Origin of the sequence: Phenylobacterium sp. (assembly GCF_044372605.1) — a bacterium.
In the GTDB taxonomy this organism is placed as follows: domain Bacteria; phylum Pseudomonadota; class Alphaproteobacteria; order Caulobacterales; family Caulobacteraceae; genus Phenylobacterium.
This window is the reverse complement of sequence record NZ_JBILRO010000088.1, coordinates 1-11,898: the sequence shown is the minus strand read 5'-3', so window position 1 is coordinate 11,898 and position 11,898 is coordinate 1. Positions and strand designations below refer to the sequence as shown.

Genomic DNA, 11,898 nt, shown 5'->3' with positions numbered 1-11,898 from the left:
TGCAGGGATAGAGCATCAGCTGCAGCACCGGCTGTTCCTCGCCAACGCGCTTCAGGTCCTGGCAGACTATGGCGGCGAAACTGCCACCCATGGAATCGCCACCGATGGCGACGCCCCGGGCGCCGTAGGTCGAGGCCTGGTCCCGCGCCCAGCGGTAGGCGGCCAGAACATCCTCCAGACCCGCCGGAAACCGGTGCTCTGGCGCCAGGCGATAGTCTACCGACAGCACCGGACCACGGGTGATCCGGGCCAGCATGCTGCAAAACCGGTGGCTGGTGTCGAGGGTCCCGATCACGCCCCCGCCCATGTGCGCCCAGACCATCAACGGAGCCGAGGCGTCCTGCCGCTCGGGCCTGTAGAGGCGCGCTGGAACTGGCCCAGCGGCGCCCGGCACACTGAGGCCGTCCACGCGCACGCCCGGTTCCAGCGCGCCTGACACCACCGCGAGCCCCGTGATTTCTCCGCGTCGCACATCCTCCGGCGAGAGGCTCGAAATCGGCGCCGCGTTACGAGCCTGTGACGCGAGAAACTGCAGGCGCGGGTCCAGCGTGCGACCGCCCACATAGACCACCCCTCCGCCCGACATCGCTCTCAGAATAGGCGTGGGGAGCGAAAGCAGGGCCTGGGCGATGAGGCGCTGGATAGCAGCTGACGCCATCAGGACCGAACTCCGGGCAGTCCGCGCAGACCGTTCAGGATCAGGCTGACGGCGAAGTCTGCCGCGCCTGCGGTGTCGATAGGCCGCCGCATCAGCATCTTGTCACCTACTTCGCGGGCCACGCCAATACAGGCTGCAGCAAGATACTCACTGTCGGCAATAGGACCGTGGCCGCGCTGGATGGCGTCCTCGATAGCGTCCTTCACCTCGGCGAACACAGCCGCCATCTCCGGGGTCTCGCCCTTAACCAGGATCACCGGCTCTCCCGCAGGACGACGGGCGGCCCAGCTGGTGTGCTCATCGGCCATGAACTCGAAATAGGCCACGAGGGCCTCGCGCACGAAGGTGTCAAAGTTTCCCTTGCTGCGCAGGGCCTTCAGGATCGGTGCGAAGCGGCGTGCGCCGTCGTCCGACAGAGCGGCGAACACTTCTTCCTTGGATCGGAAGTAGTTGTAGAAGGTGCCGGCGGCCAGGCCCGTGCGCCGGATGATGTCACGCACGGTCGCCGTCTCGTACCCCAACTCACCGAACACCTCGCGTGCGGCATCCAGGATCGCCAGCCGGTTCTGGACCTTGGTGAGTTCGCGCTTGCCCGCTGGAAGAAAGGCGTCGTCTGCCATCATACTCGACTTACAAAAGTGACGGACGTCATTCTTGCGGGTGTCGGAGTTCAGGGCAAGGGCAATGTAACGCTGCTGTCACACCGTCCGCTGCGCCCGATCCTTCTCGTTGGCGCCCTTGATGGCGTTACGCGCGGCTTCCCACTCGGCATCGCCCCACTCGGAGAGACGGCCGAAGCCGCCGCCGCCCTTCAGGTGGCCGCCGCCATCGATGGCGATCGTCTGGCCGTTGATATAGGCCGAGCCCGGATCCAGCAGGTAGACCGCCATATTGGCCAGTTCGCGCATCTCGCCGTTGCGATTCAGCGGAATGGTGGGGTCCGGCTTCTCGGGCGGACCGCCGCTGGTGGCCTCCGTGCTGCCGGGATTGAGACGCGCCCAGGCGCCCTCGGTCGGGAACGGCCCCGGCGCGATGGCGTTGAAGCGGATGCCGCGTCCGCCCCACTCGACCGCCAGCGACTGGGTCATGACGTTCAGACCGGCCTTGGACATCGCCGAGGGCACCGTGAAGGGACCGCCGTGCCAGACCCAGGTGGTGAGGATGGAAATGACCGAGGCGTGCTTGCCTTCAGCCAGCCAGCGCTTTCCGGCGTCCAGGGTGACGAAGAACGAACCGCGGAACACGATGTTGGCGATGGCGTCGAACGCCCGGGGCGACAGGTCTTCCGTCCGGCTGATGAAGTTGCCCGCCGCATTGTTGACCAGGCCGGTCAGGGCGCCATCGGCCCAGATCGTGTCCATGGCGTCGTGAATCGCTTCGGGCACCCGGATGTCGCACGCCATCCCGATGCACTTGCCGCCGGTGGGGTGGGCGTCCATCAACTCTTTGGCCGCGGCCTCGATGACGCTGCCGCGCCGGCCCCAGATGTAGACGTCGGCGCCCAGCATCACGCAGGCCTCGGCCATCACCTTGCCCAGACCCGTGCCGCCACCGGTGATGAGGATGCGCTGACCCTTCATCAGGCCGGGCTTGAACATCAGATCGTCCATATTGAATTCGGCCATGGCCACGCTCCCTTTGTAATTGATTGACCCCAGTCGGACCTCCTGACGCAGGGTCGGTCAAGCGCCGGGTTGAAAGTCCGGGTCCACGCGCCTGATGAATTCCGCAGCCGCCGCCACTTGGGCGCGCTGAAACGACCCGCGGGCCGCTTCTCCGGCATGGTTATGCTGGGTGACGACATCACTGTGCGCCGCCGCGATGAGCCAGGGCGTGGCCTTGCTGGACGCGTAACGGCTCTTTATTAGGAACCTCTCCAGTCAGGTCACAGGCGGACACCAGAACCGGACTTCGCTACAACAGGGTTTCGAGGTCCCCGCCGTTGCGGCAGACCGCAGGTTTGGAAGGAAAGAAACGTGCGCAGGCTGATCCTCACCTACCTGGCGACAGGGCTGGCCTTCGCCGCGGTCGACTACATCTGGCTGACCCAGTTCGGCCCGAACGTCTATTTCCCGACCCTGGATCCGGTCGCCATGCGCGCGCCCCGCCTTGGTCCAGCGGCGGTGTTCTACTTCGCCTATATCGCTGGCGTGATGGCTCTGGCCATCTGGCCTACCCGCACTGAACCCCTGCGCAAGACCGCCATTACCGGGGCGATGCTGGGGGCCATGTGCTACGCCACCTATGACCTGACCAATCAGGCGACGCTGAAGGTGTGGTCCACCCACATCACCGTCATCGACATCGTCTGGGGGACGTTCATCACAGCGTTCGGCGCCACGGTGGGCGGCTGGGTGTTCCGACGCCTCAAGCCCTAGACGCCGCCGCGACGCGTTCGTTGCGCGCGAGCCGAAGTTATGGCGCCCCGATCAGGTATCTATCGAAAGTGACACACCCGTCATCTTAATTGACTGATCACTGTTCAGTTTGCATGATGCGTCCAGGAACCAGTCAGGAGCAGAGCCATGGCCGCCGACGGCAACATCACCAAGGACATTATCTACGACGCCGTCGCGCCCGACGATTTTGAGTCCATGCTGGAGCTTGATCGTTACGGCAACCGCTCGACCGCCTTCGACAAGATCATTTCGGCGACCCACGACCACTTCTGGGATCCGCTGGACAAGAAGTACATCGACTTCGACGAGCCCTTCGACATGGAGAACGAGATGCTCCTGCCGGAGGAGATGATCATTTCGCTCTCCACCGACTATGTCTCCAACCACCTGAGCGACTGGAAGACCCGAGTGCGGTTCGTGAACCAGTCGACGCTGCGCACCTTCTCGTCGATCCTGCATGGCGAACAAGGCGCACTGAACCTGTCGGCCAGCCTCTGCCATGTGCTGAAGGACCAGGGCGCGCAGGAATACGCCGCCAATCAGACCCGCGAGGAAGCCCGTCACGTCACCGCCTTCGCCAAGTACATCAAGGCGCGCTGGGGCCGTCCGGTGGAATGCGGCCCGACGCTGAAGACCCTGCTCGTCGACATCATCGGCAGCCCCGAGGTCTACAAGAAGATCATCGGCATGCAGATGCTGGTCGAGGGCCTGGCCATGGGCGCCTTCGCCACCGTGTTCGCCAAGACCAATGATCCGCTGGCCAAGAAGCTGATGCAGCTGGTCATGACCGACGAGGCCTTCCACCACAAGTTCGGGAAGATCTGGGCGGACCGCACGATCCCGCACCTGACCGAACAGGAACACGAGACGATCGAACTGTGGGCCGCCCACTGCTTCCAGACCCTGTTGTTCAACCTGGTGGCCCCCACCCAGCAGCGCGACCTCTATGAGGAATTCGGCCTCGATCCGGACCGCGTGATCGCCGAGATGGCGGCCAACATGACCGACGAGATCCGTCGTGAGAACATGAAGGAGCAGTCCAATATCTTCCGCGTGCTGGTGAAGACCCTGCTGAACGCCGGCATCATCACCGACCGCACCAAGGCGTTCTACGGCACCTATGTCGATATCGAGGAACTGCGCGGCGAGGGCGACCGGATGGTCGGCGACGACATCGCCGAAGAGGGCATCAAGTACCTTCAGGAAATCAACTTCTCCGACAAGTCACGCCCGATCCTGATCGCCGCCGAATAACCGGCTGGTCGTTTCGTGAAATCCGCCCGCCGGGGAGACCCGGCGGGCTTTTTCAGGCTTGAAACCGGAACGAAGGCCGAACATGGTAGAGCAATGGACGTCCCCATTGTCACCGCCTCCCGTCCGGAAACCACAACCACGGTGACGCGTGGCGCGGCACGGTTGCTGGTCGCTCTCGGCTACGCGCCACTGACCGAGGTGACCCTGCCGAACGGCCGACGCGCCGATCTGATGGCCCTGGGCCCCAAGGGGCAGATTTTCATCGTGGAGGTCAAATCCGGGATCGAGGACTTTCGGGTGGATCTGAAGTGGCCGGAGTATCGGCCCTATTGCGACATCTTCGCCTTTGCGGTGGCGCCGGAGTTTCCCCGCGCAATCCTGCCGGAGGAGCCGGGCCTGATCGTCGCCGACGGCTTTGGCGGGGCGATATTGCGCGAGGCGCCGCTGGAGGGGCTGGCCGGGGCGCGGCGAAGGGCGTTGACCTTGGCCTTTGCGAGGCTGGCGGCGCTACGGGCTGCGGGTGGGGTGGCGACGGAACTCTGAGAAACAGGCAACCAGAGTATGACCCGACTGTGCTTCATTTCGGCGCGCGCTTGGCTAGAATCCGCTGGAGCGTGCGGCGGTGCATATTGAGACGGCGGGCGGTCTCGGAGATATTCTGTCCGCAGAGCTCATAGACGCGCTGAATATGCTCCCAGCGGACCCGGCCGGCGCTCATGGGGCTGTCTGGCGGCTGGGCGGCGGCGCCCAGGGTAAGAAGGGCGGCGACGATATCGTCAGCATCGGCGGGCTTGGCCAGATAGTCTACGGCCCCCGCCTTCACGGCCTGGACCGCCGAGGCGATATTGCCGTAACCCGTCAACATGATGATCCTGCATTCCGGGCGAGCCTCGCGTAAGGCCTGAACCAGTGTCAGGCCCGAGCCGTCGTCAAGCCGAAGGTCCAGAACGGCGAAGGCGGGCGGGGTGGCTTCGGCAATCGCAATGGCTTCGGATAGAGTGGCTGCGAGTGCAGGCCGGAAGCCCCGCTGTTCAAGCGCCTTGCCAAGGCGCGTGCGGAAGACCGCGTCGTCATCAAGGATCAGCAGACTTGTGTCGGACAGGGTTACGATGTCGACGGAAGCGTTGGCCATTGCGCAGCCCCTAGCGGGGCTCCCCCAAATCCCACTGTAACAAAATGTCGCAGGCTGATAATGCACGCCGGTCCGGTGCGAGCGACGATCAGGTTTGCTCGATCACCTTGCGTTTCCATCTCAACTCTACAACCGCACCACCGGCGCGATCATTGCGGTAAGTCATAATCGCGCCTGTCCGTTCCAGAAGCGTCTTGGCGATGAAGAAGCCCAGTCCCAGGCCGACGTGCCCCGTCGGCGAATGCTCACCTGCCGAGCGCGAGGTGACATAGGGCTCCCCAAGCCTCGAGAGAATGTCCGGAGCAAAGCCTGGGCCGTCATCGTGGATATCGAACTCGACGACCTCGTCGTCCACGCGGGCTACGATCCAGACTCTGGATCGGGCAAAATCAACCGCATTTTCAATCAGGGTTGACATGCCCTGCCTTATTTCTGGCCAGCGGCGCAGAGAGCTCATGCCGACCTCCGGGCCGCCCTCGAACTCAAAGTCGATCCGGACGTTCGGCAGGACGTTCTGGTAAGGTGCTACCAGTTCCTGCAACAGCTGCAGAAGCGGAGCCCGGCCAGGATCAGCGTCCGCAGTCCGCTCCGGCATTTCGCCCAGCCGGCGGAGAATCTCACGGCAGCGGGCGGCCTCCGCGATCAACAGTTCGGCGTCTTCCGCAACGGCCGCGGTCGGAGGGGATCGCGCCAGCTCTCGGGCGATGACGGAAATGGTGCTGAGCGGCGTTCCGAGTTCATGAGCCGCGGCTGCGGCCAGTACGCCGAGAGACGAAAGTTTCTGTTCGCGGGCCAGAACCGAACGGGTGACATCCAGGGCCAGGGCCATGCGCGCGGCCTGGACCACGGACTGCCGGACAATTCCGGCGATCAGGACGATCCCCACAACCATGGCCGCAGCGACAGTGAGCCGGTATTCAAGCGTCAGCATCGGATCGCGGTGATCCTCAGGTTCAAGCCAGTGCAGGCTGTTCACGTGAATATTGGGATAGGGCATCGAGAAGAAGGACATCGAAACGGCGGCGATAGAGGCGAGGCCCGCCACCAGGATCAGTGGTCGCAAGGGTAGCGTGGCCGCGGCCAGGGTCACCGGGGCCAGAAGCACGATGGTGAAGGGGTTTGCGGCGCCGCCGATCAGGATCATGAGCGCCGACAGGTGAGCCACGTCGAAGGCAAGCTGCAGCGCCGCCGCACGGTCGCTGAGGATGTGTTGAAGTTGTCGAACACGCGCAGTCCACAGGTTGGCGACTATGGCAGAGGCGATCACGGCCGCAGCAATGGCGAAGGGTGCCTTGTTGCCCATGCCGAAGGTAATGGCCGCCAGAAGCATCACCTCCCCGGCGATGACCATCCAGCGGACCGTGAGCAGGGTTCGCACCCGCAGGTGGCCTTTGCGAAGATCCGCGTCGGCCCAGACGTCTTGCGCGGCTCTGGACAGGACACTATCCAACCCGGCCCGTGGACGATTAGCGGTCATTGCGGGCCACCATAGGGAAGCACGAACGTGTCCAGACGCATAATGGCCCTCTCCGCCGTACTGGCGCTCGCGCTCGCTTTGCTGGTCGGCCTGGCGGTTCGCAAGAGTGCGTCAGGTCCTGAGGCGACAGGAGTCTCGATCGGAGGCCCGTTTCAGCTGGTCGACACCTCGGGACGCACGGTCGACCAGGATCTGTTGAAGGGCAAGTGGAGCGTGGTGTTTTTCGGCTTCACATACTGTCCGGACATCTGTCCCACGACCTTGTTTGAGATGGCTCAGGTCGAGCCCTTGCTGGGCACCAGGGCCGACAGGGTGCAGACCGTGTTCATCTCCGTCGACCCGGGCCGCGACACAGTGGCGCAGGTCAAGGCCTATGTGTCCAACGACGCCTTTCCGAAGCGACTCATCGGCCTGACCGGATCTGCAGCCCAGGTGGACGCGGCCGCAAAAGCCTACCGCGTGTTCTACCAGAAGGTGGGTGAAGGCCCCGACTATCAGGTGAATCATGGCGCCTACAGCGTTCTGATGAACCCCAAAGGCCAGTTCACCTGCGTGCTGGCCTATGAGCTGACGCCGGAACAGACCGCCGCGAAGATCCAGGCGGCCATGAAGCTGGGCGACTCGGCGACATCCTGCACGGCGGACATCGAGCGCAAGTCGCGGATTGACCCTTAAGACTTGCGGAGCCTGTTAAGGTTCGTCAGGGTATGTTGCAGCGCACAAAGGCTGGGTCCACATGCTCTATTCGATGTACGAAGCCGGGTACTACGCCACCACGCCTCTGCGTATGGCGGCCCTGGCGACGCGTAATTTCTGGAATTCGCCCCTCAATCCCGCCGCCAATACCGATTTCGGGCGGCGGATCTATGCGAATGCCGATCTGTTCGCGAACCTGACCCGGCGCTACGGCAAGCCGGACTGGAATATCAATGCAGTCGTCATCAACGGCGCTGCGGTGCGGGTGCGGCCAACGACAGTGTGGTCCAGCCCCTGGTGCAAGCTGACCCATTTCGCCCGCGACCTGAGCGATCTGCGCCGGGCCGGCAAGACCGACCTCGAGCCGGCGGTGCTGATCGCCGCGCCCCTCTCGGGCCACTACGCGACCTTGTTGCGCGGTACCGTCGAAGCGTTCCTTCAGGACCACGACGTGTTCATCACGGAGTGGTCGAACGCGCGCGACGTTCCATTCGTGGAAGGCAAATTCGGCTTTCATGACTACATCGACCACATCCGCGACATGCTGCGGCAGATGGGACCAAGGCCGCACGTGGTGGCGGTCTGCCAGCCCGGCCCGCCGGTTCTGGCCGCTGCGGCCCTGATGGCCGACGACCATGAAGAGAGCCGCCCCGCATCCATGACGTTCATGGGCTCGCCCATAGATGCGCGGCTGTCGCCGACAGTGACCAACAAACTGGCTGAGGACCGCCCGTTCGCCTGGTTCGAATCCAACATGATCTACAATGTGCCGCCACCCTTCCTGGGCACGGGCCGGCGCGTCTATCCAGGCTTCGTTCAGCTGGCCAGCTTCATGTCGATGAACATCGAGAAGCACAAGGAAGCCCACCTGAATTATCTCAAGCATCTGATGGGCGATGACGGCGACAGCGCCGAAAAGCATCTGGAATTCTACGACGAGTATCTCTCGGTTTTGGACCTTACCGAGGAGTTCTACCTGCAGACCGTCGACGTGGTGTTCCAGCGGCATCTACTGCCCAAGGGTGAGCTCTATCATGAGGATCGTCGCGTCCGTCCGGAGCGGATCACCGACATCGGCCTGATGACGGTTGAGGGCGAAAATGACGACATCTCCGGGATCGGCCAGACCCAGGCGGCGCACTATCTGTGCCTGAGCCTGCCTCCCGAGATGAAGGAAGATTACGTCCAGCCCCACGTGGGCCACTACGGCGTCTTCAACGGCAAGCGTTTCCGCGAGGAGATCTATCCACGTGTGCGGGCCTTCATCCGCAGGATGGAGCAGGGCCTGCCGCGCAGGGCGGAAAGCCGAACCGTTTCCGCCGAGGTTGTGCCAATCCGGTCTAAGGCTTCAGAGGGCTGAAAACCGCCTCACGTCTTCGTTTCGCGAAACCGGATTAACGCCCTAGATTCCGTTTGGTGAGTCTCCTGCGCCCCTCCCTGCATGACGGCGACCGGCTGGAGGTAGCCGGCGCGGTGGTACGTTTGAGGGTCAACGGTCGCGCCCGACGGGTCTCGCTTCGTCTGGATCGCGCCCGCCGCGAGATTGTCGCGACAGCTCCATCGGCCCGACGCCTGGCCGAGGCCGCCGCCTTCGCGCGTGATCGAGCGGGCTGGATCAGGGCCCGGCTGGCCGAACTGCCCGTCGCGACCCATATCGGTCCAGGCGAGTTAATCGAGGTCTTCGGACAACCGGTCCGCCTCGATACTGCCGCAGGCCGCGCCCGCTGGATCGAGCCGGAAGATGGCTCCACGCCCCGGATTTGCGCCATGGGTGATGGCGAAGGCTATGCCCGCGCCGTGATGCTGGTGATCCGTAAACGAGCCGCCGAGGTCCTGACCCGGCGCACCGCCCACTATGCCGCACAACTTGACGCACCGATGCCGAAGGTGGCGCTGACCGACGCCAAATCCCGCTGGGGCTCATGCAAACCCGGCCCGGGCGGAACAGCCGGCGTGATCCGTTACTCCTGGCGGCTGGCGTTGGCACCGTTCGCAGTGGCTGACTATGTAGTCGCTCACGAGTGCGCCCACCTGCGCGAGCTAAACCACGGCCCCCGCTTCTGGGCCCACGTTCGCGATCTGGTGGGCGACGAACGCCCCCATCGCGCCTGGCTCCGGGCCGAAGGTGCCAGGCTGCACGCCTTCGGGGGGTAGTCTCTTTCCCCATCAGACGCTGGACCTCAGAACACCGGGTCGCCGCGGGGCCTTTCGCGCTGTCTGGCGGTCGGAGGCGGGGGCGGTTGGGGTTCATCGAATTCCGACGGCGGCGTCTCGATCGGCGCGCCCGGGTCCTCACCAGCCAGAATCTGATCGATAGGGCTCTCACCCTCCGCCGCCGGCAGTTCGCCGCCAGGAATGGGCTGGACCTTCAGGCGGGGCAAGGCCGCCGTCATGTAGTCGCGCCAGATGCCGGCGGGCGCGCCGCCGCCGGTGACCCGTCTCATGGGCTTGTTGTCGTCCTTGCCTACCCAGACGGCGGTGACGAATCCGCCCGTGTAACCTACAAACCAGGCGTCCTTGTAGTCACTGGTGGTGCCGGTCTTGCCGGCCAGATCGTAGCCCGCGACATTGGCCCGTGTTCCGGTGCCGCTCGTAACCACGCCGCGCATCATGGAGACCATGTAGGATAACGCCGGTTGGCTGATCACGCCCAGGCGGGGGCCGCGATCGACACCGCGATCATAGAGCACCCGGCCCGTCGCCGTGCGGATGCGCTCGATCCCGTAACCCTTTGCGTAGACGCCGCCATTGGCGAAGGGCGCATAGGCCTGGGCCATTTCCAGCGGGCTGACTTCGACGGCGCCCAGCGCCATTGAGGGGTCCTGTTGTATGTCTGAGGTGATGCCGAGCCGGCGGGCGGTAGACGCCACGTTGGAGGCGCCCAGTTCCTCGGTCAGACGCGCCGCCACCGTATTGACCGACTGGGCCAGCGCGACCCGGATGGTGATGGGACCCAGGAATGCGCCGGTATAGTTGCGCGGCTCCCAGTTTCCGATCTTCAGCGGCTCGTCGACCACCGGTGTGTCCGGCGTGCGACCGGCCTCCATCGCCGTCAGATAGACAAAGGGCTTGAATGCCGAACCCGCCTGGCGGCGCGCCATGGTCGCACGATCAAACTGGGTCTGGACATAGTTGGTCCCGCCCACATAGGCGCGGATGCGGCCCTCACCGTCGAGAGATACCAGCGCGCCCTGCTCCACGCCCTGGCCCACAGCTGCGGACACCCCACGCAACACGGCCTGCTCCGCGCTGGCCTGCAGTGGAAGGTCAAGTGTGGTCTCGACGACGAGGTCCTCGGCAGGCTCTCCCACCAGAGTCCGGACCTGGTTGTCTACCCAGTCGGTGAAGTACTGCGCGCGCTGGTTGGCCAGCACTGGATTGACCCGGACGCGGACCCGGATCGCCTCGGCCCGTTCTGCCGGGGTTATGAAGCCCGACTGCACCATTTCATCCAGCACGATGGTGGCGCGGCGCGCGGCGCGGTCGGTGGAGGCCACCGGCGAGTATCGCGAAGGCCCCTTCATCAGCCCCGCCAGAAGGGCGCTCTCGCCCAGGCTTAGCCTGGCGGCAGGCTTACCAAAATAGCGCTGGGATGCCGCCTCGATGCCATAGGCTCCAGCGCCAAAGTAGACCCGGTTGAGATAGAGTTCGAGGATCTGTTTCTTGGAAAACTTCGCTTCCAGCCAGACCGCCAGAATCAGTTCCTGCGCCTTGCGTCGATAGTTCTGGTTGGGAGTGAGGAACAGGTTGCGCGCAAGTTGCTGGGTGATGGTGGAGCCGCCACGCAAGGGGCCCCCTTCCCCCTTCCGGGTCATATTGTAGTACTGGCTGCGCGCGATGCCCCACGGGTTGAACCCGAAATGCCAGTAGTACCAACGGTCCTCGATGGCGATGAACGCCTTGGGCACATAGTCCGGCAGGCTTTCCAGCTTTACCGTGGCGGCTGCCTGACTGCCCCGCACGGCCAGCAATCCGCCGGACCGGTCCAGGTAGGAGATCGAGGGCTGGCGCCGTGTATCATAGAGCTGAGATGTGTCGGGCAGATCAACCGCGAACACCGCGAAAAAGGCGACGACGAAAATCAGCCCCCAGACGCCTAGCACCAACAGAGCGTATATCAGCTTCTGCAGCAGCGTTCGCCGCAGGCGCGGCGGCTTTCCAGTGGCCATGGATGCCTGGTCCCGTCGATCAAAGGGCCGCCCACCCGGCCCTGCCATATCCTGAACGCCACGGAACGCTCAACAGGGTTGACGAGACATGAACGCGCCGTAGCGCCTCTTTT

The 11,898-nt window shown here is 64.2% G+C and carries 12 protein-coding genes; 6 read left to right on the top strand and 6 right to left on the bottom strand.

The window, feature by feature from the left end; translation table 11 throughout:
* The 3 genes from ACIQ42_RS09190 to ACIQ42_RS09180 all read right to left on the bottom strand — a co-directional run.
* The coding region (locus ACIQ42_RS09190; RefSeq protein ID WP_397421901.1) for an alpha/beta hydrolase fold domain-containing protein at window positions 1-658 on the bottom strand (658 nt) is incomplete at its 3' end.
* Window positions 658-1,281, bottom strand: a complete 624-nt coding sequence (locus ACIQ42_RS09185) for a TetR/AcrR family transcriptional regulator (protein WP_397421900.1) — start codon at window positions 1,279-1,281, stop codon at window positions 658-660. The genes ACIQ42_RS09190 and ACIQ42_RS09185, both read right to left, overlap by 1 nt.
* Window positions 1,282-1,356: 75 nt before the next feature.
* Window positions 1,357-2,283, bottom strand: a complete 927-nt coding sequence (locus ACIQ42_RS09180; protein WP_397421899.1) for an SDR family oxidoreductase — start codon at window positions 2,281-2,283, stop codon at window positions 1,357-1,359.
* Between the two features lie 351 nt (window positions 2,284-2,634).
* Here ACIQ42_RS09180 and ACIQ42_RS09175 point away from each other — a divergent pair, with 351 nt between their 5' ends.
* From ACIQ42_RS09175 to mmcB, 3 genes are all read left to right on the top strand, one after another.
* Window positions 2,635-3,036 carry a DUF2177 family protein gene (locus tag ACIQ42_RS09175; protein WP_397421898.1) on the top strand — a complete coding sequence of 134 codons (402 nt, stop codon included), beginning with the start codon at window positions 2,635-2,637 and terminating at the stop codon, window positions 3,034-3,036.
* 147 nt (window positions 3,037-3,183) lie between these two features.
* Complete coding sequence (locus ACIQ42_RS09170; RefSeq protein WP_397421897.1) at window positions 3,184-4,311, top strand: ferritin-like domain-containing protein; 1,128 nt, start codon at window positions 3,184-3,186, stop codon at window positions 4,309-4,311.
* A 93-nt stretch (window positions 4,312-4,404) separates the two neighbouring features.
* On the top strand, window positions 4,405-4,854 hold the full coding sequence (gene mmcB, locus ACIQ42_RS09165) for a DNA repair putative endonuclease MmcB (protein WP_397421896.1): 450 nt from the start codon (window positions 4,405-4,407) through the stop codon (window positions 4,852-4,854).
* Between the two features lie 34 nt (window positions 4,855-4,888).
* On the opposite strand, the gene ACIQ42_RS09160 is transcribed toward mmcB, so the two are convergent.
* Window positions 4,889-5,443 carry an ActR/PrrA/RegA family redox response regulator transcription factor gene (locus ACIQ42_RS09160; RefSeq protein ID WP_397421895.1) on the bottom strand — a complete coding sequence of 185 codons (555 nt, stop codon included), beginning with the start codon at window positions 5,441-5,443 and terminating at the stop codon, window positions 4,889-4,891.
* Window positions 5,444-5,531: 88 nt separating this feature from the next.
* Entirely contained in the window at window positions 5,532-6,920 is a 1,389-nt protein-coding gene (locus ACIQ42_RS09155; RefSeq protein WP_397421894.1) for an ActS/PrrB/RegB family redox-sensitive histidine kinase, read from the bottom strand.
* Window positions 6,921-6,947: 27 nt separating this feature from the next.
* Here ACIQ42_RS09155 and ACIQ42_RS09150 point away from each other — a divergent pair, with 27 nt between their 5' ends.
* The 3 genes from ACIQ42_RS09150 (at window position 6,948) to ACIQ42_RS09140 (ending at window position 9,770) form a co-directional block, all read left to right on the top strand.
* Window positions 6,948-7,595: an SCO family protein gene (locus tag ACIQ42_RS09150; RefSeq protein WP_397421893.1), complete on the top strand. Its 648-nt coding sequence runs from the start codon at window positions 6,948-6,950 to the stop codon at window positions 7,593-7,595.
* 61 nt (window positions 7,596-7,656) lie between these two features.
* Window positions 7,657-8,976 (top strand): polyhydroxyalkanoate depolymerase, encoded by a 1,320-nt coding sequence (locus ACIQ42_RS09145; protein WP_397421892.1) that lies wholly within the window; start codon window positions 7,657-7,659, stop codon window positions 8,974-8,976.
* Between the two features lie 56 nt (window positions 8,977-9,032).
* Entirely contained in the window at window positions 9,033-9,770 is a 738-nt protein-coding gene (locus tag ACIQ42_RS09140; RefSeq protein WP_397421891.1) for a M48 family metallopeptidase, read from the top strand.
* A gap of 26 nt (window positions 9,771-9,796) precedes the next feature.
* Here ACIQ42_RS09140 and ACIQ42_RS09135 read toward each other — a convergent pair whose 3' ends face one another.
* Entirely contained in the window at window positions 9,797-11,785 is a 1,989-nt protein-coding gene (locus ACIQ42_RS09135; protein ID WP_397421890.1) for a transglycosylase domain-containing protein, read from the bottom strand.
* Between the last annotated feature and the right edge of the window lie 113 nt (window positions 11,786-11,898).

What these genes read in the sequence shown, in the direction of transcription:
- ACIQ42_RS09185 (WP_397421900.1), bottom strand. Translation starts at nt 1,281, where the DNA reads ATGATGGCAGACGACGCCTTTCTTCCAGCGGGCAAGCGCGAACTCACC.
- ACIQ42_RS09180 (WP_397421899.1), bottom strand. Translation starts at nt 2,283, where the DNA reads ATGGCCGAATTCAATATGGACGATCTGATGTTCAAGCCCGGCCTGATG.
- ACIQ42_RS09170 (WP_397421897.1), top strand. Translation starts at nt 3,184, where the DNA reads ATGGCCGCCGACGGCAACATCACCAAGGACATTATCTACGACGCCGTC.
- mmcB (WP_397421896.1), top strand. Translation starts at nt 4,405, where the DNA reads ATGGACGTCCCCATTGTCACCGCCTCCCGTCCGGAAACCACAACCACG.
- ACIQ42_RS09160 (WP_397421895.1), bottom strand. Translation starts at nt 5,443, where the DNA reads ATGGCCAACGCTTCCGTCGACATCGTAACCCTGTCCGACACAAGTCTG.
- ACIQ42_RS09155 (WP_397421894.1), bottom strand. Translation starts at nt 6,920, where the DNA reads ATGACCGCTAATCGTCCACGGGCCGGGTTGGATAGTGTCCTGTCCAGA.
- ACIQ42_RS09145 (WP_397421892.1), top strand. Translation starts at nt 7,657, where the DNA reads ATGCTCTATTCGATGTACGAAGCCGGGTACTACGCCACCACGCCTCTG.
- ACIQ42_RS09135 (WP_397421890.1), bottom strand. Translation starts at nt 11,785, where the DNA reads ATGGCCACTGGAAAGCCGCCGCGCCTGCGGCGAACGCTGCTGCAGAAG.